This window comes from Kitasatospora sp. NPDC005751, assembly GCF_040630835.1.
Classification (GTDB): domain Bacteria; phylum Actinomycetota; class Actinomycetes; order Streptomycetales; family Streptomycetaceae; genus Kitasatospora.
Window position 1 is genome coordinate 63,149 of the sequence record NZ_JBEXYC010000005.1, and the last position, 24,517, is coordinate 87,665.

20 protein-coding genes are annotated in these 24,517 nt (G+C 73.6%); 11 read left to right on the forward strand and 9 right to left on the reverse strand.

Annotation, left to right across the window (positions count from 1 at the left end):
• The first annotated feature begins 89 nt into the window (after positions 1 to 89).
• From bla to ABZ497_RS07670, 3 genes are all read left to right on the forward strand, one after another.
• The gene (gene bla, locus ABZ497_RS07660; protein WP_359803912.1) at positions 90 to 1,016 is read left to right on the forward strand and encodes a class A beta-lactamase; all 927 of its coding nucleotides are present in this window, start codon (positions 90 to 92) and stop codon (positions 1,014 to 1,016) included.
• Between the two features lie 196 nt (positions 1,017 to 1,212).
• Positions 1,213 to 2,073 carry a metallophosphoesterase gene (locus ABZ497_RS07665; RefSeq protein WP_359803913.1) on the forward strand — a complete coding sequence of 287 codons (861 nt, stop codon included), beginning with the start codon at positions 1,213 to 1,215 and terminating at the stop codon, positions 2,071 to 2,073.
• 39 nt (positions 2,074 to 2,112) lie between these two features.
• The gene (locus ABZ497_RS07670; RefSeq protein ID WP_359803914.1) at positions 2,113 to 2,241 is read left to right on the forward strand and encodes a hypothetical protein; all 129 of its coding nucleotides are present in this window, start codon (positions 2,113 to 2,115) and stop codon (positions 2,239 to 2,241) included.
• A gap of 364 nt (positions 2,242 to 2,605) precedes the next feature.
• Here ABZ497_RS07670 and ABZ497_RS07675 read toward each other — a convergent pair whose 3' ends face one another.
• Entirely contained in the window at positions 2,606 to 3,511 is a 906-nt protein-coding gene (locus ABZ497_RS07675; RefSeq protein ID WP_359803915.1) for a hypothetical protein, read from the reverse strand.
• A gap of 281 nt (positions 3,512 to 3,792) precedes the next feature.
• Between ABZ497_RS07675 and ABZ497_RS07680 the strand changes: the two genes are divergently transcribed.
• A complete protein-coding gene (locus tag ABZ497_RS07680) occupies positions 3,793 to 4,623 on the forward strand; it encodes an SMP-30/gluconolactonase/LRE family protein (protein ID WP_359803916.1) in 831 nt (276 codons plus the stop codon).
• Positions 4,624 to 4,697: 74 nt separating this feature from the next.
• Here ABZ497_RS07680 and ABZ497_RS07685 read toward each other — a convergent pair whose 3' ends face one another.
• Entirely contained in the window at positions 4,698 to 4,955 is a 258-nt protein-coding gene (locus ABZ497_RS07685; RefSeq protein WP_359803917.1) for a hypothetical protein, read from the reverse strand.
• A gap of 292 nt (positions 4,956 to 5,247) precedes the next feature.
• Between ABZ497_RS07685 and ABZ497_RS07690 the strand changes: the two genes are divergently transcribed.
• The 5 genes from ABZ497_RS07690 (at position 5,248) to ABZ497_RS07710 (ending at position 9,754) form a co-directional block, all read left to right on the forward strand.
• Positions 5,248 to 5,751: a cysteine/serine endopeptidase inhibitor gene (locus ABZ497_RS07690; protein ID WP_359803918.1), complete on the forward strand. Its 504-nt coding sequence runs from the start codon at positions 5,248 to 5,250 to the stop codon at positions 5,749 to 5,751.
• A gap of 410 nt (positions 5,752 to 6,161) precedes the next feature.
• Positions 6,162 to 7,574 (forward strand): FAD-binding oxidoreductase, encoded by a 1,413-nt coding sequence (locus tag ABZ497_RS07695; protein ID WP_359803919.1) that lies wholly within the window; start codon positions 6,162 to 6,164, stop codon positions 7,572 to 7,574.
• A gap of 132 nt (positions 7,575 to 7,706) precedes the next feature.
• Positions 7,707 to 8,663, forward strand: a complete 957-nt coding sequence (locus ABZ497_RS07700) for a DUF6528 family protein (RefSeq protein ID WP_359803920.1) — start codon at positions 7,707 to 7,709, stop codon at positions 8,661 to 8,663.
• A 231-nt stretch (positions 8,664 to 8,894) separates the two neighbouring features.
• Complete coding sequence (locus ABZ497_RS07705; protein ID WP_329486396.1) at positions 8,895 to 9,218, forward strand: hypothetical protein; 324 nt, start codon at positions 8,895 to 8,897, stop codon at positions 9,216 to 9,218.
• Entirely contained in the window at positions 9,215 to 9,754 is a 540-nt protein-coding gene (locus tag ABZ497_RS07710) for a thioesterase family protein (RefSeq protein ID WP_359803921.1), read from the forward strand. Before ABZ497_RS07705 ends, ABZ497_RS07710 begins: the two co-directional genes overlap by 4 nt.
• Before the next feature lie 434 nt (positions 9,755 to 10,188).
• On the opposite strand, the gene manA is transcribed toward ABZ497_RS07710, so the two are convergent.
• The 7 genes from manA to ABZ497_RS07745 all read right to left on the reverse strand — a co-directional run bounded on the left by manA (position 10,189) and on the right by ABZ497_RS07745 (position 20,467).
• Positions 10,189 to 11,445, reverse strand: coding sequence for a mannose-6-phosphate isomerase, class I (manA, locus tag ABZ497_RS07715; RefSeq protein ID WP_359803922.1), 1,257 nt, complete (start codon positions 11,443 to 11,445; stop codon positions 10,189 to 10,191).
• Positions 11,446 to 11,478: 33 nt separating this feature from the next.
• Positions 11,479 to 12,468, reverse strand: coding sequence for an ROK family protein (locus ABZ497_RS07720; protein ID WP_359803923.1), 990 nt, complete (start codon positions 12,466 to 12,468; stop codon positions 11,479 to 11,481).
• A 141-nt stretch (positions 12,469 to 12,609) separates the two neighbouring features.
• The gene (locus ABZ497_RS07725; RefSeq protein ID WP_359803924.1) at positions 12,610 to 15,660 is read right to left on the reverse strand and encodes a glycoside hydrolase family 38 C-terminal domain-containing protein; all 3,051 of its coding nucleotides are present in this window, start codon (positions 15,658 to 15,660) and stop codon (positions 12,610 to 12,612) included.
• Between the two features lie 81 nt (positions 15,661 to 15,741).
• The gene (locus ABZ497_RS07730) at positions 15,742 to 17,055 is read right to left on the reverse strand and encodes a glycosyl hydrolase (RefSeq protein WP_359803925.1); all 1,314 of its coding nucleotides are present in this window, start codon (positions 17,053 to 17,055) and stop codon (positions 15,742 to 15,744) included.
• A 67-nt stretch (positions 17,056 to 17,122) separates the two neighbouring features.
• The gene (locus ABZ497_RS07735) at positions 17,123 to 18,064 is read right to left on the reverse strand and encodes a carbohydrate ABC transporter permease (protein ID WP_329486390.1); all 942 of its coding nucleotides are present in this window, start codon (positions 18,062 to 18,064) and stop codon (positions 17,123 to 17,125) included.
• A 4-nt stretch (positions 18,065 to 18,068) separates the two neighbouring features.
• The gene (locus tag ABZ497_RS07740) at positions 18,069 to 18,941 is read right to left on the reverse strand and encodes a sugar ABC transporter permease (RefSeq protein WP_359803926.1); all 873 of its coding nucleotides are present in this window, start codon (positions 18,939 to 18,941) and stop codon (positions 18,069 to 18,071) included.
• A gap of 239 nt (positions 18,942 to 19,180) precedes the next feature.
• Positions 19,181 to 20,467: a sugar ABC transporter substrate-binding protein gene (locus ABZ497_RS07745; RefSeq protein ID WP_352295524.1), complete on the reverse strand. Its 1,287-nt coding sequence runs from the start codon at positions 20,465 to 20,467 to the stop codon at positions 19,181 to 19,183.
• Positions 20,468 to 20,599: 132 nt separating this feature from the next.
• Between ABZ497_RS07745 and ABZ497_RS07750 the strand changes: the two genes are divergently transcribed.
• Positions 20,600 to 21,676 carry a LacI family DNA-binding transcriptional regulator gene (locus ABZ497_RS07750; protein WP_359803927.1) on the forward strand — a complete coding sequence of 359 codons (1,077 nt, stop codon included), beginning with the start codon at positions 20,600 to 20,602 and terminating at the stop codon, positions 21,674 to 21,676.
• A gap of 376 nt (positions 21,677 to 22,052) precedes the next feature.
• Positions 22,053 to 24,500 (forward strand): discoidin domain-containing protein, encoded by a 2,448-nt coding sequence (locus tag ABZ497_RS07755; RefSeq protein ID WP_359803928.1) that lies wholly within the window; start codon positions 22,053 to 22,055, stop codon positions 24,498 to 24,500.
• Positions 24,501 to 24,517 lie beyond the last annotated feature (17 nt).

Consider the following 24,517-nt stretch of genomic DNA (forward strand, 5'->3'; position numbering starts at 1 on the left):
CGATCCGTTGGGAAGCGGGTGAACCGGTGGGGCTGCCGGGGCGTCCTGAGTTCCGAAGGATCGTTGCCGAACAAGAGGAGAATGCGATCGTGGAGACCTTCGCAGGGCGCCCCGGGCGTCGCGCGGTGCTGGCCTTCGGCGCCGGGGCGGTACTCGCCGCCGGTGTGTCGGCTGGCGGGTCGGCCCATGCGGCGGGCCTCGCTCCGGCGGGTGGGGACGCGGTGGGCCGGGCCCTGGCCGACCTGGAACGGGAGCACGGCGCCCGGCTCGGGGTGTTCGGGCGCAACACCGTCACGGGCCGGACCGTGACGTACCGCGCCGACGAGCGCTTCCCCATCTGTTCCGCGCACAAGACGATCACCGCCGCGGCCGTCCTGCGGGACCTCGACCGGGGCGGCGAGTACCTCGCCAAGCGGATCCGGTACACCGAGCAGGACGTCAAGAACTCGGGCTACGCCCCGATCACGGGCACGCCCGAGCACCTCGCCAACGGCATGACCGTGGCCGAGCTGTGCGCCGCGGCCATCGACTACAGCGACAACGCCGCCGACAACCTGCTGCTCCGTGAGCTCGGCGGTCCGACGTCGATCACCCGCTTCTGCCGGTCCATCGGCGACCGGGTGACGCGGCTCGACCGGTGGGAGCCCGCGCTGAACTCCGCCGAACCGGAGCGCACGACGGACACCACCACCCCGGCCGCCATCGGCCGGACCAACCAGAAGCTGGTCCTCGGGGACGCGCTGGCGCCGCGGGACCGGCGGCAGTTGACCGACTGGCTGCTCGCCAACACCACCAGCACCGCCCGCTTCCGCGCCGGACTCCCCAAGGACTGGACCCTCGCGGACAAGACCGGCACCGGCGAGTACGGCACCACCAACGACGTCGGCATCGCCTGGACACCGGACCGCACGCCCGTCGTCCTGGCCGTCCTGTCCACCCAGCGCGACGCCGACGCGGCGGCGGACGAGCCGCTGGTCGCCAAGGCGGCCGCTCTCCTGGCGGCAGCCCTGGGCTGACACCCCGTGGGTCCGGGCCCGGGCCCGGACCCACGCCGGGGTTGCGGCGCTTGGGGAGCCGTTCACGCGGTGTACACACCGTCTCCGCCGGTCCGTTCAGCGTGATCACTTAGAGATAACGGGTCTGATCCCCACAGGCGGCGCCGCGCCGGTCCGTCCGGCACGGCGCCGCCCTCCCCCCCGGAAGGACGTACCCGTGGACCGCAGGACCCTGCTCAGCACCGCCGCCGCCGGAGCCGTGACCGCCGTGACCGCCGTGACCGCCACCGCGGTCACCGCGACCCCGGCCGCCGCGCGGCCCTCCGCCGGTGGCCCCGTCACCACCTTCAACGTCATCAGCGACATCCAGGGCGACCTCGGCGACCTCGGTGTGGCGCTGCGTGACATGAGGTCCACCAACCCCGACTCCTCCGGCCTCGCCGTCGCCGGTGACATCACCCCGCGCGGCTACGACGCCGAGTACGCCGCCGTCCGGGCCGAGTTCGCCAGGACGAGCCACCCGGCGACGGTCGCCTGGGCGATCGGCAACCACGAGTTCTACGTGCCGAAGTGGCGCGACCCGGCCACCCTGGACCAGGCCGCCTGGCCCAACGGCACCACCGAGGACTCGCTGTTCCGCAGCTTCTACACCTTCGCCGGCCGCAGCACCGTCTTCTCCGAGCACGTCTTCGGCGGCATCCCGGTGCTGACCCTGGGCACCGAGCGCTACATGCACTTCCACGACCCGAAGCTCTGGGACGAGGTGTGGCTCAGCGACACCCAGTTCACCTGGCTCGAACAGCGGCTCACCCACTGGGCGCAGCGCCGCCGGCCGGTCATGGTGATCACCCATCACCCGCTGCCGAACACCGTCTCCGGCAGCCGGAACAACCTCTACCTGCACGACTACCTCCAGGCGGACCGCCTGCTCGGCCTGCTCGGCCGCCACCGCGACGTCTTCGTCTTCTGCGGCCACACCCACTGGGACCTCGGCCTCTCCGACTGGTACGTCCGCCGCGTCGTTCCGGGCACCGCCAACCTCGACGGCTTCTCGGTGGTCAACACCGGCGCCGTGTAGACCGGTTACACCGACAACGGCCAGGGCGGCGAGTCGGCCGTGCCCGGCACCTTCAACCAGGGCCTCCAGGTGGAGGTCCACAACGACCGCGTCGTCCTCAAGGCCCGCGACTTCGCCACCCACACCTGGCTGAAGCAGATCACCGTCCCCCTCGCCACCCCGATGTAGCCCCCGACACGGACCACCGGAGGAGTGCGAAGCCGGCCGGTCCGACGTCCCACTCCGGCGCCGGAATCCAGCGGATCGGCCGAACGAGGCGTGACGAGCGTATCGAATGAGTATTCTTACCGACACGTAGCGCATGCGTGGCTCGCCCGCCAATCGGCGGCCCCCACTCATCTGACGTTGACTCCGGGGGGAGAGCTGACGGTCTCCGGCTATGGCGAGACGTCGACCGCGCCGCCGAACTCCACCGTTACGGCCCGCCACCCCGAGAGCCGGTACGTCGCCACGGTGTTCAGCACCGGGGACGCCCGACTGGCGCTCAGCGTCACCACGCCGTGCCTGGTGCCGCCGCCCGGTGGGGGCGGGGTCAGGCGGGGGTCTTCGCGGTGAGGTCGTCCAGGACGATGCGGGGGCGGGTGGACTCGTGTTCGTCGCGGGCCGGGCGGGTGGAGTTGACGACTTCGGCGATGCGCTCGTAGCAGGTGACGGCGAGGGCCCAGGTCTCGACGTCCTGGCCGGTGCCCGTGTGGACGGTGGTGCGCAGGGCGTTGAGGAGGGCGATGACGCTGCGCCCGGAGAGGACGGTGTCGGCCTCGTCCTCCTGGAAGGCGCCGCGGGGGCGCTGGGCGGCCTCCTGCTGGTCGAAGTGTTCGGCGCCCTCCACCCGCGTGCCGAGGAACTCCCAGGTGTGCGGGTTGCAGGCGATCGCCACGGTGTTGACGGCGGCGGCCTTCAGCAGGGTGGCCACGTGGGCGGGCCAGGCGAGGGTGGCGGGGATGAGGTCGGCGACGCCGCCCGACTCGACGGGCGGCGCGTCGGCGGCGGGCCGGTCCGGGGCAGGCGCGGCCGCCTCGGCGGGGGTGAGCCGCGCGAGCAGGTCGATGAGCTGCTGCGCCTGTTCGGCGGTGATGCCGGGGGCCGGGCTGCTGCTCTCCTCGGCGTGGGCGGTCTCGGGCACGGGCGTCTCCTTCACGGGGAGGTAGGTGGGATCCGGCGGGTCGACGGGTTCGGGTCGGGGCTGGGCGGCCTCGGCGGCCCGGAGCTGGAGGCGGTGCAGTTCCTCGCGCGCCTCGGTGAGCCGGCGCTGCAACCGCCGGGTGTCGCGGTCGGCCTGTTCGGCGGAATGCCGCTCCCTGGTGAGCGCGGTGACGATCTCGTCGCGGTGGTCGCGCAGGCCGTCGACGATGGCGTTGAGCAGTTCGGTGCGCAGGGCGTCACCAGTGCCGCGCAGTTCGGTGAAGCCGTTCTCGACCTCGGTGCGGAGTAGGTCCACTCGGCCGGCGGTGCCCCTCAACTGCCCTCCCCTGTAGGTGCGGCACGCGAGAGTGCCGGGACCAGGGTGGCGGTGCGCGGCGGCGCCGGGGAGGTGATCGCCGGGGGCTGACCCAAACCCGATCGTCACTGTCCGGAATCGGATCGTCACACTGTTCGACCGCGGTGTGCGGCTCGTCCGGTGAATCCGTCCCGCCCCGGCACCCGCCGATCCGGCCGGCGGGTGCGATGCTTCCGGAAGTCCGTCGCGTCGAGCCCGCCGTCCAGTCCGAGGAGATGCCCATGCGTGCCGAACCCGTCGCCGACACCCCCTGCCTCACCCTGGGTGAAGGCCCGGTCTGGGATGCGGCCGCCCAGTCGATCCACTGGATCGGCATCCCGGACCGCGAGGTCCTCACCCTCCACCGCCCGAGCGGCCGGCTCACGGTGCTCGAACTGGACGTCACCCCGGGCACGTTGATGCCGGCCACGGAGGGCAGCCCGGTCCTCGCGACCGAGCGCGGGTTCGAGTCGCTGGACACCGCGACCGGCCGGACGGAGCTGCTCGCCGCCGTCGAGGCCGACCGGCCGGACCGCCGGATGAACGACGGGAAGCGGGACCCTTACGGCCGGCCGGTCGCGGGCACCATGCAGCGCACCGGGCCGCAGCAGCCGGGGCCGCTGTACCGGCTGGAGTCCGACGGCTCGGTGCGGCCGATCCTGGACGGCCTGGCCATCCCCAACGGCCTGGCCTGGCCCGAGCCGGACCGGCTCTGGCACATCGACACCCCGACCCGGCGGATCGGGTTCTACGAGTACCCCGAGCACGGCCCGGTCGGCCGCCGGATCCGTTCGCTGGACGTCTCCCACCTGCCGGGGATGCCCGACGGCATGACCCTGGACGAGGCCGGGAACCTCTGGGTGGCGTTCTGGGACGGCGGGGCGGTGCACTGCCTCTCGCCGGAGGGCCGGCTGCTGGACACCGTGGAGGTCCCGGCGCCGCGGACGACCAGCTGTGCCTTCGGTGGGCCGGGGCTGGACACGCTGTTCGTCACCACCGCCCGGAGCGAGGAACACCCGCTCTCCGGGCGGCTGTTCGAGCTGGCCGTCCCGGGGGTGCGCGGCCGGGCCTGAGGGCGCGGGGGCGGGAGCGCGGGAGTGTCGGGCGGCCGGTGCCGGGGCCGGCCGCCCGGTGCTGAGCGGGTGGCTCAGGACTGCCCGAGCAGGCGGGCGAAGTCCATCCCGAGGCTGCCGAGGACGGGCAGCGCGCCGAGGTCGGTGATGCCGCCGACCGGGATGACGTAGCCCTGGTTCACCTCCCGGGGCACGGCCGCCGCCGGAGTCGCGGTGGCGCCGGTCAGGACGGCCGCGCCCAGCAGGGCGGCGCCGAGGGCGGCGCTGCGGAGCGGAACGCGGAACGCGGGGCGGAGCGGGGTGCGGGACGGCGTGCGGGACGGGATGCGCAAGGGGGCCTCCGGAGAGTGGGACGCGTGAACTGACAACGCGTCGTCCGCTCTGCGGTCACGTATCGTCCCGCCTTCGGCCGCTTTCGTAAAGCTTCCTGCTTTGTGTTCATGACAACACGTCAAAGGTATGGACCTCCCTTCGACGTCCGGCATACGGTCCTTCCCTGGGTAGCTCGGACGTGCCCGAACTCCACTGCACCGCAAGCCGATTCGGCCTGCTCGGGAGCTTCCGCAGGTCCGCCGGCCCGCCCGTACTCGGTCATGCCGTCCGCACCGACAATCGGAGGGAACCATGCGAGTCGTCAAGAACCTCAGGATCCTGGCCGGCGCTCCGCTCGCCGCCGCCGCACTGATCGCCCTGACCGCGGGTTCGGCCAGTGCCGCGATCCCGATCAACAAGCCGATGACCGGCAAGGCGACCTACTACAACGACGCCGGCTACGGCGCCTGCGGCACCCAGATCAACGCGTCCAACCAGATGCTGGTGGCGGTCTCGCACACCTGGTGGACTTCGGCGAATCCGAACAACGACCCGCTGTGCAAGGGCATCTCGGTCAAGGTGACCTATCAGGGCAAGTCGGTCACCGTTCCGGTCCGGGACAAGTGTCCGTCCTGCGACTCCACGCACCTCGACCTGAGCCAGCCGGCCTTCGCCAGGTTCGCGCCACTGGGCCAGGGCGTGATCAACGGGCTCACCTGGCAGTTCGTCAAGGCCGGTTTCGCCGGGGAGACGATCCCGCTGTCGGCGCCCATCGAGGGCTCGACGATCGGCGCGGGAGCGGGCGCTTCGCACTGACCCACCGCGGGCCGGACCGGTCGGCGCCCTGCCGGCCGGTCCGGGTGCGGGGGGCCGTCACTTCGCGGCGACGCTCCGCTGTGGCTGCCGAGGACGGCCAGGGCCACCTCGACGGCGTCCACTGCCCATCGGTGGCGCCCGGTGTGCGCGGCCGGGGCCGGCGGGCCGAGGGCGCCCCGGAGGATCCGTGCGAGTGCCGCCCGCTCCGGGGCGGTGATCTCGGGTGTCGACATGGCGGTAACTATAGTTACCGAAATGCCAAGAGGTAACCAGAGTTGTCGACCGGGCCGGCGTCGGAGGCTCTGACAGTGTGCAGGGCGGGGTGCGCGGATCCTGCCACCGTGTCGGTGGTCGCGGCGCACCACCGCGGCATAGCGTCCGGGGAGAGCACCGAGCGAAGGCAGGTTCCCGTGGACCGCACCGGCGACGAATCCCCGGCCGTCAACGGCCGCGTCTCCTTCTGGTACGCGCAGACCGGACTGCCCGAGCCCCGGCCCGCGCTGCCGGGCGACGCCGACGCGGACGTGTGCATCGTCGGTGGCGGGTACACCGGGCTCTGGACCGCCTACTACCTCAAGAAGGCCGACCCCGGGCTGCGGATCACCGTGCTGGAGCGCCGGTTCTGCGGCTACGGCGCCTCGGGGCGCAACGGCGGGTGGCTCTACAACGGATTCGCCGGCCGGTCGGCCTTCGCCCGCCGGTACGGGGCCGGGCCGGCCGCCGCCATGCAGCGGGTGATGGACGAGGCGGTCGGCGAGGTGGCCGACACCGTCGCCGCCGAGCGCATCGAGGCGGACCTCGTCCGGGGCGGCGTCCTGGAGGTCGCCCGGACCCCGGCCCAGCTGGCCCGGTTGCGGGCCTTCGCGACGGCCGAGCGCTCCTTCGGCGCGGACCGCGTCCGGCTGCTGACCGCGGCCGAGACCGGTGAGCGCATCCGGATCGCCGGCACCCTCGGCGGCACCTGGACGCCCTACGGCGCGCGCGTCCAGCCCGCCAAGCTGGCCCGCGGGCTCGCCGAGGTGGTGGCGGGTCTGGGCGTCCGCGTCCACGAGCGGACGCCGGTCACCGCCGTCGAGCCGGGCGGCGCCGGCCGCCGGGCCCGCGCCGTCACCCCGCACGGCACCGTCACCGCCGACCACGTGCTGCGCGCCACCGAGGGGTTCACCGCCGGGCTCCGGGGCGAGCGGCGGACCTGGCTGCCGATGAACTCCGCGATGATCGCCACCGAACCGCTGCCGGAGTCCTTCTGGGCCCGGACCGGCTGGACCGGCCGCGAAGTCCTCGGCGACTTCGCCCATGCCTACATGTACGCGCAGCGCACCGCGGACGACCGGATCGCGCTCGGCGGGCGCGGCGTCCCCTACCGGTACGGCTCGCGCACCGACGCGGACGGGACCACCCAGCCGGCCACCGTCCGGCAGCTGCGCGAGATCCTCGACAGCTTCTTCCCGGCGGCCGCCGGTGCCCGGATCGACCACGCCTGGGCCGGGGTGCTCGGCGTCCCCCGCGACTGGTGCGCCACCGTGGACCTCGACCGCGCCTCCGGGCTCGGCTGGGCCGGCGGGTACGTGGGCAGCGGGGTCACCACCGCCAACCTGGCCGGCCGCACCCTGCGCGACCTCGTCCTCGGCCGTGACACCGAGCTCACCCGGCTGCCCTGGGTCGGCCACCGGGTGCGCCGCTGGGAGCCGGAGCCGCTGCGCTGGCTCGGTGTGCACGCCCTCTACGCCGCGTACCACGCCGCCGACCGCCAGGAGTCCACCGGCCGGGCCACCGGCTCACCGCTCGCCCGGCTGGCGGACGCCATCTCCGGACGGCACTGACCGAGGGGCGCCCGAGCGGCCGTGCCCCCGGCGGCCGTTCGGGCGTGCCGCGGTGGCAGCGGCGGTCGCCACGACGCACGGTGGTCCCGGGGTCGAGGCGGCGGAGGGACGGTGCGGGTGCGCAGGTGGCGAGTGGGACTGGTGGGGCTGGCCGTGTCACTGGGGCTCGGTGCGCCGACGGCCTCGGCCCTGCCGGTGCGGCCGGGCTGGGCGGTCGTGGTGGTGGATCAGGGATCGCGCAGCGTGCTCCTGCTGCAGAGCGCCGAGGAGCTGATGGCCTATCGGGGACCTGGCCGGCTGCCGGTGGTGTGGTCCTGGAGCGCGGACCGCGCGGCGGACCTCGCCGATCTCACCCCGGCGCACGGCTGGTCGATGCCGGACGAGGCGAAGAGCCGGGTGCGCGGCGGCCGCCGCTACCTGCTGACCACCGCCAGCGGCGGGCTGGTGGCGGTGGTCGACACCGCGACCGGCGGCACCTACTGGGCCGCCGACACCGGCGGCGCCAACCCGCACAGCGTGGAGCTGCTGCCGGACGGCAACGTCGCCGTCGCGGCCAGCACGGGCGGGTGGGTCCGGCTCTACGCCGCCTCGCGGGGGCCGCGCAGCACCGTCCACGCGGTGTACCCGCTCAAGGGCGCGCACGGCGTCCAGTGGGACGGGCGCACCCGGCTGCTCTGGGCGGTGGGGGACGACGAACTCACCGCGCTCCGGGTGGGCGGCACACCGGCCGCGCCGGTGCTCACGGCCGCCCGGAGCATCCCGCTGCCGGAGCCGGGCGGGCACGACCTCGCGCCGGTGCTCGCCGCGCCGGGCCGGTTCTGGGTGAGCACCGCCGAGCACCTGTGGCAGTTCGACCCGGCCGGCGGGCGCTTCACCCGGGTGCGGTTCGCCGACGAGGCCGCGGAGCGTGACATCAAGAGCGTCGGCGACGAACCCGGCACCGGGCGGCTGCTCACCGCCGCCCCCGACCACGCGGGGGCCTGCTCCTGGTGCACCTCCGTCCTGGCACTCCACGGTCCGGACGGTGCCCGGACCCTGCGCGGTACGCAGGTGTACAAGGCGCGCTGGTGGGCCAGTTGGAGCGGGTGACGGTCGCTCAGGGTGACGGCCCGGGGTGGCATTCGGCTGATGCGGCAGATTTTATGCCCCGGCAAACTACTCCAATGGTGGGCAGTTTCCCCTGCGGCCGCCCAAACCTCGTATGCGGTGCCCAGCCTGGGATAGCGTCCAGTGCACCGGGGGGTACCTCGCTTGCGTGTGTGCCGCACCGGTCCGTTCGAACGCATCCGACGAATGCCTCAGCTAATTCGGGAGAAACTCATGGGTAATAGCATTTCGGAAATCCGGCCGGTCGCCGTGGACGAGCTGCGGCTCGCCGTGGACTCCCTCGCGGCCTTCCCGGCCCGGGGCGGGGCCGGCGGCTCCGACGTCCCCGAGCGCCTGGCGGCGGTCGCCGACCTCTGCCGGGCCGTCGACGGGGTGCTGGACAGCCTGGTCGTCCAGGCTGCCGCCGAGGCCGCCGAGGAGGGGTGGACGGCGGCCCGGATGGCGTCCGAACACGCCGTTTACTACGCCCGGTTGCGGCGGGCGCTGCTGCCCGCCGGAGCGGGCGGCCAGGGCGATGCCGGGCTGAAGAAGCCGTGAGCGCGCCGCACTCCAACGCGCACGTCCTGACCTGCCCCACTCGGTGGAGCGACGTGGACGAGAACGGGCACATCAACAACGCCCGGCTGGTCTCCTACGTCCAGGAGGGGATTTACGACCTCTTCTGCCACCACAAGGTCGCCGTCCGGGAATCCCTCTTTCCGTCCGGATTCCTGATCGCACGGCACGAGATCGATTACCTGGAACAGTTGCACCACCAGCCGGAGCCATTGCTGGTACGGCTGACCGTGGAGCGGCTGGGCCGGAGTTCCGCGCATGTGGTGGTGAATGTCTGCCGCGATCCGCTCACCTATATGCGGGCGCGCACCGTGGTGGTCGCCCGGGACCGCGAATCGGGCCGTTCCCGTAAACTCAGCCAGTCCGAGCGCCGATTTCTCTCGGCGTTCGTCCCGGGCGAGGCGGTCGAGGCGACGGCCTCGGCGCCGTCACAGCGGGTGCCGGTGTCGGCATCGCGCAGCCCGCTGCCCAGCTCGGCGCTCCGCGCCCGCCGACGCTGTCGCGCCTCGGCGCGCTGACGGCGGCGATGCCGGCACCGATGACGCTGCCGGCATCCAGCACATCCAGCACATCCGGGGCGTCCGGGTCCACGGACGCGTCCGGGACAGGGCCCACTGGGCCGTAGGACGAGCATGACCCGCAGCGCGGGCAGGACCGGGGGCGAGGCCGCGGCGGCCGAGCCCGCGGACACCGCCGGGCGCCCGGCCGGGCCGCGATCGTCGTGGCCGACGGGAGGGCGGCGGGTACGGGGGCGGCCGCGGCGAGGACGGCGGCGGTGGGGTGGGCAGCGGCGGCAATGGCGCCGCCGACTGCGGAGCACCCGACCGGGGCGCCGACCGGCTGCCGCGCTCCCGACAACCCGACGAGGCGGCGGCCGGAAGCGGCCGTGGGAGCCGCCCGGTGCTCACCCGGTGGGTCTCCCGTGGACCGTCCGGTGGGTCGCCCGCGCCGCTCAGCCGGTCGTGGCACGGAACAGCTCCGCGCCGGCGCCCGTCAGGAGGACCGGGTCGCCGGTCGGCCGCAGGTAGGCCGATCCGCCCGGCCGCAGGTCGAGGGTGTGGCCCGCGGCGCTCCGCAGCCGGGCCCGCCCGGCCGTACAGAGCAGGATCTGCGGCGCGGTCAGGTCGATCCCGGTGGGGGTGGCGGTGGGCCGCAGCCGGGAGAGCCGGAACTCCTCGGCCGGTGACGGGAAGACCTCCTCGATCCCCCGACCGGCCCCCGAGCCGTCCGCGGGGGGCCCGGCGGCAGGGGAGGCGGTGAGCACGGGGGGCTCACCGGTCCGGAACGAGGTCACCGCCAGCAGCCCGTCCACGTCGATGTGCTTGGCGGTGAGGCCGCAGCGCAGCACATTGTCCGAGTTGGCCATCAACTCGACTCCCAGACCGTGCAGATAGGCATGCGGCACCCCGGCGTCCAGCGCCAGGGCCTGGCCCGCCCCGAGCCGGACGTGGTTCAGCAGCAGCGCGGCGACCAGGCCCGGGTCACCGGGGTAGTCCCGGGCCGCCCGCGCGTAGGCGGCGCAGGCGGCGGCGTACGGTCCGCCGCCGGCGGCGACTCGCCGCAGTGCCGCGCCCACGGCGGCGAGCTCGGCCGGCCCGGGGCGGACGTCCTCCAGGACGTGCCGCAGCATCGCGGGCAGCACCTCCTCGGCCGGCCGGTGGCGCAGCGCGGTGACCCAGGGGGTGAGCAGCGGGACGGCCAGCGCGTCCAGCAGCCCGGCCGTGGCGGGCGCCGGTCGGAATCCGCAGAGTGCCTCGAAGTCGCCGAGGGCGCAGATCAGTTCGGGCTTGTGACCGCGGTCCCGGAAGATCCGCCGCGGGGCGTCCCGGGGGATGCCGCGGGCCTCCTCGGCGGCGAAGCCGGCCTCGGCCTGCGCCCGGGTCGGGTGCACCTGGAGCGAGAGCGCCCGGTCGGCGGCCAGCACCTTGAACAGGAAGGGGAGTCGCGGCCCGAACCGCTTCACGGTGTCCGGCCCGAGCTCGCCGTCCGGGTCCTCGGCGATCAGCCGGTCCAGCGGGCGGGGGCCCGCGTCCGCGCCGTCGTCCCGCAGCGAGGGCGCGGACGGGTGGGCACCCATCCAGAGCTCGGCCTGCGGTTCGCCGGTGGGCGGGGCGCCGGTGAGCGCGGGGATGGCGGTGACGGACCCCCACGCGTAGCCGCGGACGGGGTTGAGGAGCGGGGCGAACGGGGGACGGGTGGGTGTGGGCATGCGGGGCCTCTCCTGAGGGGGCCGACGGGGCGGCTACAGCGGGCCCGGGAGTGCCTGACACCCCGCCGGCGCCGGTCGGCAGAGCGCCGCCGCGCCGATCAGGCCCGCGTCGGTGCCGAGTTCGGCGCGGCGGACGTCGAGGCCCCGGACGTAGGGCAGCGCGGCGTACCGGTCGAGGTGGCGGGCGAGCGGGTCGAACAGCGGGGCGCCGGCGGCGGCGACCCCGCCGCCGATCACCACCCGGTCGAGGTCGACCAGGGCGGCGGTGGCGGCGATCCCGGCGGCCAGCGCCTGGGCGGCCCGGTCGAAGGAGGCGAGCGCGACCGGATCGCCGGCCAGCGCGTCGGCGGCCACGGCGCGCGCCGAGCGGTCCTCGCCCCCGTCCGACGGCCGCCAGCCCCGGGCCACGGCCCGCCGGGCGATCGCCGGACCGGAGGCGATCCCCTCCAGGCAGCCGCGCGAGCCGCAGGGGCACGGGTCGCCGTCCAGGTCGACGCTGATGTGACCGAGGTGGCCCGCGTTGCCGCTGGGGCCGGGCCGCACCGCGCCGTCCAGGACCAGCCCGGCGCCGACCCCGGTGGAGACCACCAGGCAGAGCGCGTTGGCGGCGTCGCGCGCGGCGCCGCGCCACTGCTCGGCGGCCGCCATCGCGACGCCGTCCCCGGCCAGCGCCACCGGGACGGCGGCCCCGGCCACGGCGGGGTGCGCGGCGACTTCGGCGACCAGCGGGAACGCCCGCCAGCCGGGGATGTTGACCGGGCTGACGGTGCCGTGCCGGAGGTCCACCGGCCCGGCGCTGCCGATGCCGACGGCTGTCACCGCGGCCCAGCCGGGCGCGGTGGCGAGCCGGTCGAGCACCTGGTGCACCACGGCCAGCACGGCCGCGCCGGACCGCGCGGCGGGAGTGGGCAGTTGGAGCCGGTGGGAGAGCTCCCCGCGTTCGTCGACGAGCGCCCCGGCGATCTTCGTCCCGCCGATGTCGAGGGCGGCGAACAGCGGGCGGACGGGCGGGGCGGCGGTCATCGCAGGGGCTCCAGAACAGGGGACGGGGCCCCCGCCCGGGCGGGCGGGGGCACAGGGGCAGGGTAGGTCCGGCCCGGGCGGGCCCGCGGGACGCCCGGACGGACGGCGTCGGGCGGGCACCCGCCGGGCCGGACCGGGGCGTCAGCCCGCGGCGGCCGTCAGGCGCAGCGTGACCAGCTCGAACGGCCGCAGGGCCAGCTCGACGCCGTCGCCGCTCACCGTCACCGAGCCGCGGGTGCCGTCCCACGGCCGCTCCAGCAGGTCGCAGGGCACCGCCCCGGCCAGCGGGAAGGAGGTCGTGAGCCGGCCCCGGGCGCGTCCGCCGTTGGCCTCGTAGACGCGGACGACCACGTCCCCGCTGCCGTCGTCGGCCAGCTTGACGGCGCTGACCACCAGGGCGTCCTCGTCCAATTCCACCAGCGGCCGGACGGCGTCGGCGGTGCCGGTCACCCGCCGCTCGGGCAGGCTGATCAGGTAGCCCTCGCGGACGGCGTCGGCGATCCCGGCGCCCGGCACCAGGGCGTGCCGGAACCGGTGCAGGCCCTGGTCGGTCTGCGGGTCGGGGAAGCGCGGGGCGCGCAGCAGCGAGAACCGCACCGTGGTCGTGGTGCCGCCGTCCGCCGCGCGGACCGTGCGGGTGACGTCGTGGCCGTAGGTGGAGGCGGTGACCAGCGCGACGCCCCAGCCCGGCTCGTCCAGGTGGACGAAGCGGTGGTTGCAGGCCTCGAACTTGGCCGCCTCCCAGCTGGTGTTGGTGTGGGTGGGCCGGTAGAGGTGGCCGAACTGGGTCTCGGCGGCGTACCGCTCGGTGTGCACGTCCAGCGGGAAGGCCGCCTTGAGGAACTTCTCCGTCTCGTGCCAGTCCACCTCGGTGTCGATGTCCAGCCGCCGGGCGCCCGCGCGCAGGGTCAGCGTCTGGACCACCGTGGAGGAGCCGAAGGAGCGGGCCACCCGGACGGCGACCGCGTCCGGTGCGGCGAGCGACACGGTGAGCGCGTCCACCCCGGTCAGGTCGGTGACGGAGTTGCGGTAGAACTGGTCCACGTCCCAGGCGTCCCACATGTTCGGGAAGTCCGGGTGCAGCTGGAGCAGGTTGGCGCGTTCGCCGGGGGCCACCGTCTCGCGCCCGGTGGCGAGGTCCACCGCCGAGACGACCAGGCCCTCGCCGTCCACCGTGACGGACAGCAGGCCGTTCTCCAGCACGAACCCGCCGCCCGCCCGCGCGGTGACCGCGCAGCCGTCCGCGGGTGCCGCCGAGGCCGGCGCCGCGCCGCCGGCGGGCGCCGCCGAGCGGGTGTGCGGGGCGCCGTTGAACACCAGCTCGCGCCCGCCCGCCCGGTCCCCGGCCAGGGCCTGCTGGGCCCGCTCGATCAGCGCCTCCAGCTCCTCGCCGAGCGCCGCGTACGTCGCCTCGGCCTCCCGGTGGACCCAGGCGATCGACGAGCCGGGCAGGATGTCGTGGAACTGGTGCAGCAGCACCGTCTTCCAGATCCGGTCCAGCTCCTCGTACGGGTACGCCAGCCCGGTGCGCAGCGCGGCGGTGGCGCACCACAGCTCGGCCTCGCGCAGCAGGTTCTCGCTGCGGCGGTTGCCCTGCTTGGTCTTGGCCTGGCTGGTCAGGGTGGCCCGGTGCAGCTCCAGGTACAGCTCGCCGACCCAGACCGGCGGGTTCGGGTACTCGGCCTCGGCCTTCTCGAAGAACTCGGCCGGCCGCTCCCAGCGGACCGTGGCCGAACCCTCCAGGTCCCGCAGCCGGGCCGCCTTGGCGATCATCTCGCGGGTGGTGCCGCCGCCGCCGTCGCCCCAGCCGGTCGGGGCGATCGAGTGCCGGGCCACGCCCTTGTCCTTGAAGTTCCGCGCGGCGTGCGCGATCTCCTTGCCCTTCATGGAGCAGTTGTAGGTGTCCACGGGCGGGAAGTGGGTGAAGATCCGCGTCCCGTCGATGCCCTCCCAGAGGAACGTGTGGTGCGGGAACTTGTTGACCTGGCTCCACGAGATCTTCTGGGTCAGCAGCCACTTGGAGCCCGCGTTGCGGATGATCTGCGGCAGCCCGCCGGTGAAGCCGAAGGTGTCCGGCAGCCACGCCTCCTGGTTCTCGACCCCGAACTCCTCCAGGAAGAACCGCTTGCCGTGGACGAACTGCCGCGCCATCGCCTCCGAACCGGGCATGTTGGTGTCGGACTCCACCCACATGCCGCCGGCCGGCACGAACCGGCCCTCGGCGACGGCCTTCTTGACCCGTGCGTAGACCTCGGGCCGGTGCTCCTTGATCCAGGCGTACTGCTGCGCCTGCGACATGGTGTAGACGAAGTCCGGCTCGTCCTCCAGCAGCGCCGTCATGTTGGCGGTGGTGCGGGCGACCTTGCGGACGGTCTCGCGCAGCGGCCAGAGCCAGGCCGAGTCGATGTGCGCGTGGCCGACCGCGCTGATCCGGTGCGCGGAGGGCACGGCCGGCGAGGCCAGCACGCCGGCCAGCTGCTCCCGGGCGGCGGCCGCGGTGCCGTTGACGTCCTGGAGGTCGATCGCGTCCAGGGACCGCTCGACGGCGCGCAGCACGTCCCAGCGGCGGGCGCCGTCGACCGGCAGCTCCTCCATCAGCTCGCCCAGCACCTCCAGGTCCATGACGAGCTGCCAGACCGTCTCGTCGAAGACCGCGAGGTCCATCCGGGCCAGCTTGTACTGCGGCCGGTCGCCGGCGGTGTCCTTGTCGCCGAGCTCGGTCGGCAGGAAGGGGTGGTAGTCGAGGATCACCGGGTTGGCGGCGGCCTCGACGTGCAGCAGCACCTGCTCGCCACCGGCCGCGGGGGCGGCGATCCGCACCCACTGGTTCTGCGGGTTGAGGCCCTTCACCGGGCTGCCGTCCGGGCGGTAGACCAGGCCCTCGCACTGGAAGCCGGGCATGTTGGCGTCGAAGCCGAGGTCGATCAGCGCCTCGACGGTCCGCCCGGCCCACGCCTCGGGCACGGTACCCGCGACGGTGATCCAGCTGGTGCTCCACGGGGCGCCCCAGGCGTCGCCGACGGCGATCGGGGTGCGCGGCGCGGCGAGGCCCTCGGCGACCGGGACGGGCTCGCCGGGCGCGGTCCAGACCGTGACCTCCAGCGGGACGGACTCCGGGTAGAGCGCCGGTCGGATGCGCTCCTCCAGGACGCGCTTGAGGCGGGACTCGACCAGGCTGCGGTCATCGTGCATGTCAGCAGGCTCCGTTGCGTGACTGAGGGGTGGTGACGGGGAGTCGGGGTGCGGCTTTCGCGAGGTCCGGGCGGTGGTTCGTCAGCGTACGTCGTCCGGGTGGACGACCTCGGTGATGCCCCGGGCGGCCAGGTGGGCGCGGTCCTCGGCGCGCTCGGCGAGCACCGCGGTCGGCCGGGCGCCGGCCTCGGCGAGGCGCATGAACGCCTCGAAGACGGTGCCGCCCGGGCCGCAGACCGAGCGCTTGGGCGAGGTGACGTCGTCGCCGGTGGCGACCACCACGGCGGTGGTGCGCGGCCGGGGCGGCCGCCGGTCGGTGCGCAGGTCCGCGACGGCGGCGGCGAGCCGGGCGCCGGCCGGTTTGACCCGGCGGTCGGTGGTGAGCAGGCCGAGGCTGTACTCCAGCTCGGGGAAGTCGGCCAGCGAGCGGTCGACGTCGTGCGAGCACCACCAGGTGACGCCCCAGAGGTCCGGGCAGTCCAGCACGGCCGCCACCGTGTCGCCGGTGAACCGGGCGGCGTCCTTGGCGGTGATGTGCGGGGCCGGCGCGCCGACCTCCTGCAGCCAGACCGGGCGGTGCGGGTCGTCCGCCCAGGCCTTGGAGAGCTCGACCAGGTAGGCGGCGTGCTGGGCGGTGGCGGTGGAGTGCGCCCCGTAGCGCTGGGCGGTGCCGTTGAACACCCAGGAGTGCACGGCGGTGGCGGCGCCGAGCCGGGCCGAGTGCCAGGGGGTGAACGGGTGCTCGTCCAGGTACCAGGCGGCGTCGTAGGAGGCGTGCAGGTGGAGCCGGCCGGGTGCGCCCTGCTCGCAGGCGGCGAGCATCCGGCGCAGCCAGGCGTCGACCTGCCCGGGGGTGGCCCGGTCCGGGTCGGGGTGCGGGTCGCCGGAGAACTGGTTGACCTCGTTGCCGACCGTCATGCCGAGGAAGTTGGGCCGCTCGTGCAGGGCCGCGGCCAGGGTGCGCAGGTAGGCGGCCTGGCCGTCGATCACGTCCGGGTCGGTGAAGAGGTTGCGGCGGTGCCAGGTCTGCGTCCACGAGGGCTGGAAGTCGAAGCTCGACAGGTGGCCCTGGAGGCCGTCCACCGCGACGTCCAGGCCGCGCTCGCCGGCCGCGTCCACCAGCTCGGTCAGCTGCTCGACGGCGCGCGGGCGGATCAGTGTCCGGTTCGGCTGGAAGACGGGCCAGAGCGGGAAGACCCGGACGTGGTCCAGGCCGAGCGCGGCGATCGAGTCGAGGTCGGCGCGGACGGCGTCGAGGTCGAAGTCGAGCCAGTGGTGGAACCAGCCGGCGCTGGGCGTGTAGTTGACGCCGAAGCGCGGGGCGGCGGTGGCCTGGGTGCGGTCCCCGGCCCGGTCCTGGGCGCGGTCCTGCGGGCGGTCCTGAGCGGCGGTCATGCGCGGTGGGCTTCCTCGGTGGGTGCGGCCGTCGCGGGTACGGCGACGGGTCGGGCGGATGGCGCGGCTACCCCTTGACGGCCCCCTCCTCGACGCCCTTGAAGAAGAAGCGCTGGCAGACGCCGAACACCACGACGATCGGCAGGAAGGCGATCATGGTGCCGGCCGCGATCAGCCGGGGGTTGGCGCTGAACGTGCCGTTGAGGTACTGGAGCCCGACGGTGAGCGTGTACTTCTGCGGGTCGTTGAGCACGATCAGCGGCCAGAGGAAGTCGTCCCAGGCGCCGATGAAGGTGAAGATGACGATCACGCTGAGCATGCCGCGCACGTTCGGCAGGCCGATGTGCCACAGGCGCTGCCAGACGGAGGCGCCGTCCACCAGGGCGGCCTGGTCGAGTTCGGGCGGGACGGCCGCGAAGGCCGTCCTCATCAGCAGCACGTTGAGCATGGCGATCGCGCCGGGCAGGGCGACGCCGGTCAGCGAGTCGGCCAGGCCGAGGCTGCGGACCGTCACGTACTGGGAGACGATGGTGACCTCGCCGGGCAGGACCAGCGTGGCGAGGAAGAGGCCGAAGACCAGCCGGGCGCCGCGGAAGCGCAGTTTGGCCAGGGCGTAGCCGGCCAGGGTGGTGCCGACCACGTTGCCGAAGATCGCGATCGCGGCCACGACCAGCGAGTTGGCCGCGTACGTCCAGACCGGGATGGTGTCGGCGACCTTGCCGTAGTTGGCGAAGGTGAGGTCCTGCGGGAAGAAGCTCGGGTGCTTGGTGTAGACGTCCTCGCCCGGCCCCTTGAGCGAAGTGGAGAGCTGCCAGAGGAACGGGCCGATCACCAGCAGCAGGACGACCAGCAGGAGCAGGTAGCGCAGCGCGGTCTGGGCGGGGGAGGGGGAGTTGAAGCTCCGGGCGCGCCGGGCGGCGGCGGGGCGGTCCGCGGGCTCGCGGGGAGCGGGGACCGGGGCCGTGGCGGGTGCCTGGGCGGGCCCGGTGGGGGTGGCGGGTCGGGTCACGGGGTCAGTCCGCCTTCCGGTTCAGGCGCGTCAGGAGCAGCATCGGGCCGAGGGTGATGACGAACAGCAGCAGGCTGAGCGCCGAGGCGTAGCCCAGGTGGCCGGTGAAGCCGCGGCTGTACATCTGGATCAGCATCACCACCGACATGTCCCGGCCGCCGGGGCCGCCGGTGCCGTTGGAGAGCACGTACAGCTCGGAGAAGACGCGCAGTGAGGAGACCGAGATCAGGACCGAGATCAGCATCATGGTGGGGCGCACCCCGGGCAGGGTGACGTGCCAGAACCGGCGGAAGGCGCTCGCGCCGTCGACCGCGGCGGCCTCGTGCAGTTCGCGGCCGACGTTGGCCAGCGCCGACAGGTAGATCACCATGTAGTAGCCGAGGCCCTTCCAGGTGGTCAGGGCGATCGAGCTGAGCAGCAGCAGCCAGCGGTCGGTCAGGAACGCGACCGGGGAGTCGGCCAGCCCGGTCTGCTGGAGCAGGCCGTTGACCAGCCCGCGGTCGTCGAGCACCCAGCCCCAGATCAGCGCCACCACGACGGCGGAGGCGATCACCGGGGTGTAGAAGGCGGTGCGGAAGAAGGTGATGCCGGGCAGCTTGCGCTGCACCAGCAGGGCGAGCAGCAGCGGCAGGACGGTCAGCAGCGGGAGGCAGATCAGCAGGTAGACGATGCTGTTGAGCAGGGCGTCGGCCAACTGCTCGTCGCTGAAGATGCGTTCGTAGTTGGCGAGGCCGGTGAACCGGCCACCGCCCAGGGGCTTGGCGTTGGTGAACGAGAGGATCACCGTGTTGATCGTCGGCCAGAGGTTGAAGACGACCAGCCAGATGATCGCGGGCCCGGCGAGCAGCCAGGGGGTGAACCAACGCCGGTGGGTCATACCGATGCCTTCCTGGGGCGGGGAGGGTGGGTCCCCGGGGGTGGTGCGGTGCGGGCCGGGGCCGTCGGGCCGGGGAGCCGCGGCGGGGGCTGCGGCCGGGGTTTCGCGGCCGGGTCCCGGCGGGCCGGGGGCGGTGCCGGCGGCCGGTGCGGGCGGCCCCGGCGGGCGGCGGCTCCTGGGGGAGGACGCCGCCGCGCCACCGGTACGGGGTACTGCCGGGGGCCGGTCCGGGGACCGGATCAGCCCTTGAGCAGCTGGTTGCAGCGCTCGACGGCGGTGTCCAGGGCCTGCTTCGAGGTCGCGTCGCCGCTGATCGCCAGGGCGATCTGCTGCTTGATGACGGTGCCCATCGCGTCGTCGACCTCGACCGGCTGGAGGATCTTCGCCTTGGCCAGCGAGGTGAACGCGACGACCTTGGCGTCACCGGCGTTGGTGCCGTCGCTCTTGCTGAAGAAGGGGTCGCCGGCGGATGCCTTGGTGGACGGGAAGATGCTGGTCAGGTGGGCGAACTTGGCCTGGTTCTCGGCGCTGGTGACCCAGCGGGCGAGGGCCACCGCGGCGGCCGGGTTCTTGCTGTTCCTCGGGACGGACAGGCCCTGGACGTAGAGCGGCGGCGTGCCCGTCGCGGGGGAGGAGACGATCTTCGGGGCGAGGGTCGGGTTGTCGGTCGCGACGCTGGTGATGAAGTTGGCGCCACCGGTGGTCCAGCCCGCGGTGCCGGCGTTGAAGAGCTTGGAGTTGCCGGCGTAGGTGTCGGTCAGGACGTCCTTGGGCAGCAGGCCCTCCTTGAACGCCGCGCGGTACTTGTCGAGCAGCGCGGCGGCCTCGGGGGTGTTGAAGGTGAAGGACTTGCCGTCGTCCGACATCACCTTGACGCCGGCGTTGACCAGGTCGCCGAGGCCGGGCTTGCGGCTCATCAGGTAGGTCGAACCGTCCGACTTCTCCTTGAACACCCGGGCCTGGGCGATCAGTTCGTCCAGGGTGCCGGGAAGGGCCTTGGGGTCCAGGCCGTTCTTCGTCAGCAGCTCGGAATTCCAGTAGTTCACATCGGTGTTGAGGTACCAGGGGTAGCCGTAGGTGCCGTCCATGCCGCGGAAGCGGTAGGCGTCGACGCCGCCCGCGACGTACTCGTCGGCGAGCTTCGGGTCGGCCTTGGCGATGTCCAGCAGCTGGTTCTGCCTGGCCAGCGGGAGGGCGAAGTCCGGCGGGAGGTTGACCACGTCGGGGAGGCCGCCGGCCGCGGCCTGGCTGAGCACCTTGTCCGAGTAGCCGTCGCCGGGCTGGTCGAGCCAGTCGACCTCGACGCCCGGGTACTTCTGCTTGAAGCCGTCGATCACGCTCTGCATGTAATCGGTGAACTTCGGCTTGAGTGCCCAGGTCTGGAGCGAGACCTTGCCCTTGACGTCACCGGTGGCGGCCGCACTCGCCGCGGTGTCGTCGCTCTTGGTGTCGGAGCCGAGTCCGCAGCCGGTGAGCGTGGCGGTGGTGACCGCCGCCATCGTCAGTGCCGCCCAGATTCTTCGCATGAGGGTCTCCCGGTCCAGGGGGTGGGTGGGGGATTGTGCTGACGTACAGAACCTGACTTACTAAACCGGTCTAGCTGTTGCAGGGACTATGCTCCCGCCTAAACTTGGATGTCAAGAGAGGAGTCGGATTCTGTGGGCAGACCGACCATCGCCGACATCGCGCGCCAGGCCGGGGTCTCGAAGGGCGCGGTGTCCTTCGCGCTCAACGGGCGCCCCGGGGTGAGCGAGGCGACCAGGGCCCGGATCCTCCGGGTCGCCGAGGAGATGAACTGGCGGCCGCACAGCGCCGCCCGCGCCCTGGGCGGCGCCCGGGCCGACGCGGTCGGGCTGGTGATCGCCCGCCCCGCCCGCACCATCGGGGTCGAGCCGTTCTTCAGCCAACTGCTCTCCGGCCTCCAGGCGGTGCTCTCCGCCCACGCGGTCGCGCTGCACCTGATGGTGGTCGAGGACACCGCCGCCGAGATCGGCGTCTACCGGCGCTGGGCCTCCGAGCACCGGGTCGACGGCTTCATCGTGGTCGACCTCCAGGTGCGCGACCCGCGGCTGGAGGCGCTGGAGGAACTCGCCCTGCCCGCCGTGGTGCTGGGCGGCCCCGGCAAGGGCGGCGGGCCGCTGCGGATCTGGGCCGACGACCGGGAGGCGATGCTCTCGATCGTCGACTACCTGGCCGCGATCGGGCACCGCCGGATCGCCCACCTGGCCGGCCTGCCGCACTTCCAGCACACCCAGCGCCGGATCCGCGCCCTGCGCGACGCCTCCCGGCGGCTGGACCTGGAGGAGGCGGTCTCGGTGCCGACCGACTTCAGCGACGCCGAGGGCGCGGCCGCCACCCGGGCCCTGCTCTCCCGGCCCCGGCGGCCCACCGCGATCGTCTACGACAGCGACGTCATGGCGGTGGCCGGCCTGGGGGTGGCCGGCGAGATGGGCGTGGCGGTGCCCGGGGAGCTGTCGATCGTCTCCTTCGACGACTCGGTGCTCGCCCGGATCGTCCACCCGCCGCTGACCGCGCTCAGCCGGGACACCTTCGCGCTCGGCGAGCAGGTCGCGAGCAGCCTGCTCGCGGTGATCGACGGGACCGGCCCCGGCCGGGACCTGCAGATGCCCACGCCGCGCCTCACGGTCCGCGAGTCCACCTCACCGCCGGCCCCCGAATCACCCTCAGGGGTGGCTGTTGCCGGGGCCGTTGACAGTCGGTCTGAACCGGTTTAGCCTCGCAGCGCCGAGCCGGTCCGCTCGGCGCGCCACGGTGGGCGGGGAGTCGGGCGGCTCCCGGCCCCGGGCCGGGGCGGCGGGGGCGTCGTGCCCGTGCTGCCCCGTGTGCCCCCTGGGCGGGAGCCGGTGCGCGGCCGTTCTGCCTTCCTCGTACCGCCGTTCCCCGTTCCGCTGTGCCTCGCACCGTCGGCCCCTCGGCCGTCCGGCACCGAGTGGGCCGGGGCCCGCCGGGCGGGGACTCCCCGCGATCGGCGCCACCGCACCCGCACCACCACGCCCACCCGCACCACCGCACGTTCCTCGCACATGCACCCGGACCGCCCCTCGCGGGCGGCTCCGCCCCCACCCTCCTCCGCTCGATCGGAGCCACCGCATGTCACGACGTCTCCCCCTCCTGCTGAGCGCCGCCCTCGGGGCCGCCGTCCTCGGCGCCGCGCCCACCGCCCACGCGGTTCCCGCTCCGGCACCGGCCACCCCGGCCGCCGCCGCGGCCGCCGGCACCCAGCCCTACGCCTCCTACTGGTACCCGAACACCATCCTGAACTGGGACCCGGCCACCGACCCGGACGCCCGCTTCAACCGGTCCCGCGTCCCGCTCCGGCCGCGCACCAGCGACCCGGCGCTCAAGGCCAACCCCAACGCCCGGGCCGGCGAGGGCAAGGTGGCCTCGCTGGTCTCCTTCGGCCCGACCTCCAACAACCCCTCCCAGGGCTCGGCCGACCCGAACTACTACGCCTTCGGGTACTGGCAGTACGTCGACAAGCTGGTGTTCTGGGGCGGCTCGGCCGGAGAGGGCCTGATCCTCGCCCCCAACCCGACCGTCATCGACGCCGCGCACCGCAACGGCGTCAAGGTCTACGGCACCGTCTTCTTCCCGCCCGCCGCCTACGGCGGCCAGCTCCAGTGGGTCCGCGACTTCGTCCAGAAGTCCGGCTCCCGCTACCCGGTGGCCGACAAGCTCACCCAGGCCGCCCAGTACTACGGCTTCGACGGCTGGTTCATCAACCAGGAGACCGGCGGCGGGGATTCGGCGCTGGCCGGCGAGGTGCGCAACCTCATGCAGTACACCAAGGCGCAGACCGGCACCGAGTACATGTGGTACGACGCGATGACCGAGTCCGGCTCGGTGTCCTGGCAGAACGCGCTGACCTCCGCCAACGACTCCTTCCTCCAGGACGGCGCCAAGCGGACCTCCGACTCGATGTTCCTGAACTTCAACTGGAGCCCCGGCGGGCTGGATTCGTCCCGCTCGCTGGCCCGCGGCCTCGGCCGCGACGAGTACGACCTCTACTCCGGGATCGACACCGAGTCCAACGGCTACAACACCGGCGTCGACTGGAACGCGCTCTTCCCGGCCGGCAAGGCGCACACCACCTCGCTCGGGCTCTACCGGCCCGAGTGGACGTGGAAGTCCGCCACCGACCGCGCCGACTTCTACGCCAAGGACTCCCGCTACTGGGTCGGCGCCAACAACGACCCGTCGAACACCGCCACTTCGTCGAGCTGGAAGGGCCTGTCGACCTACATAGCCGAGTCCTCGCCGATCACCGCGAAGCCCTTCGTCACCAACTTCTCCACCGGTCAGGGCGACTTCTACAACGCCGGTGGCGGCCGGGTCGCCACCGGCGGCTGGAACAACCTCTCGCTCCAGGACGTCCCGCCGACCTACCGCTGGCTGGTCGGTTCCAGCGGCACCAAGCTGACCCCGTCCGTCGACTTCACGGACGCCTACGAGGGCGGCTCCTCGCTGAGGCTCAGCGGCAAGCTGGACGCCACCAACACCGTCCGCCTCTACCAGAGCAGACTGCCGGTCGCGGCGGACAGCAAGCTCTCGCTGGTGCTCAAGACCCCGGCCGCCGGGGCGACCGGGCTGAAGGCCGCGATCTCCTTCACCGACGCACCGGGCACCTTCACCACCGTCGACGTCGGCGCGAACTCCGGTACCGGGTGGGAGCGGCACACCCTCGACCTCTCCGCCTACGCCGGCCGCACCATCGCCCAGATCGGCCTCCAGGTCGAAGGCTCCAACCCGGCCTACGACCTGGGGGTCGGTCAGCTCGCCGTCTACGACGGCGCGGTGGACGCTCCCGCCGCGCCGAGCGGCCTCACCGTGCTCGGCGCCAGTGACGTGGTGGCCGGATCCAGCCAGTCGCTGCGGCTCTCCTGGACGGCCTCGGCGAGCGGTTCGGTGCACCACTACGAGCTGTACCGGCGCAACGCCGACGGCAGCCGCAGCTACCTCGGCGCGACGCCGTCCGACGCCTACTTCGTCAACAAGCTGGAGCGGGCCGGGACGGAGAGCACCACCACCGTCGAGGTGGAGGCGGTCTCCACCGAGTACGGCCGCTCCGCCGCCACCACCACCACGGTCTCCTGGACGGGCACCCCGCCGGCCGGCGGCAACCTGGCACTGAACCGCCCGGCCACCGCCTCCGGCCAGTGCAACGGCAACGAGACCCCGGCCAAGGCCGTCAACGGCAGCGTGAACGGTGGCAACGGCGACAAATGGTGCACCACCACGTCGGCCAAGTGGCTGGAGGTGGACCTCGGTTCGGCCAAGCCGCTGAGCAGGTTCGTGGTGAAGCACGCCTCGGCCGGGGGTGAGAGCCCGGCGTACAACACCCGGGACTTCACCATCCAGGTGCGCGACTCCACGGCCGACGCGTGGACCACCGTCGCCACCGTCACCGGCAACACCGCCGGGACCACCACCCACCCGGTGAGCACCACGGCCCGCTACGTCCGGCTCTCGGTGACCAAGCCCACCCAGGGCACCGACCCCGCCGCCCGGATCTACGAGTTCGAGGCCTGGGGCGCGTAGGGCTCCTCCGGTGATTC

Excerpts from the sequence above, each read along its gene's own strand:
- ABZ497_RS07680 (WP_359803916.1), top strand. The coding sequence starts at position 3,793 with ATGCGTGCCGAACCCGTCGCCGACACCCCCTGCCTCACCCTGGGTGAA.
- ABZ497_RS07690 (WP_359803918.1), top strand. The coding sequence starts at position 5,248 with ATGCGAGTCGTCAAGAACCTCAGGATCCTGGCCGGCGCTCCGCTCGCC.
- ABZ497_RS07705 (WP_329486396.1), top strand. The coding sequence starts at position 8,895 with ATGGGTAATAGCATTTCGGAAATCCGGCCGGTCGCCGTGGACGAGCTG.
- manA (WP_359803922.1), bottom strand. The coding sequence starts at position 11,445 with ATGCCCACACCCACCCGTCCCCCGTTCGCCCCGCTCCTCAACCCCGTC.
- ABZ497_RS07720 (WP_359803923.1), bottom strand. The coding sequence starts at position 12,468 with ATGACCGCCGCCCCGCCCGTCCGCCCGCTGTTCGCCGCCCTCGACATC.
- ABZ497_RS07725 (WP_359803924.1), bottom strand. The coding sequence starts at position 15,660 with ATGCACGATGACCGCAGCCTGGTCGAGTCCCGCCTCAAGCGCGTCCTG.
- ABZ497_RS07730 (WP_359803925.1), bottom strand. The coding sequence starts at position 17,055 with ATGACCGCCGCTCAGGACCGCCCGCAGGACCGCGCCCAGGACCGGGCC.
- ABZ497_RS07740 (WP_359803926.1), bottom strand. The coding sequence starts at position 18,941 with ATGACCCACCGGCGTTGGTTCACCCCCTGGCTGCTCGCCGGGCCCGCG.
- ABZ497_RS07745 (WP_352295524.1), bottom strand. The coding sequence starts at position 20,467 with ATGCGAAGAATCTGGGCGGCACTGACGATGGCGGCGGTCACCACCGCC.
- ABZ497_RS07755 (WP_359803928.1), top strand. The coding sequence starts at position 22,053 with ATGTCACGACGTCTCCCCCTCCTGCTGAGCGCCGCCCTCGGGGCCGCC.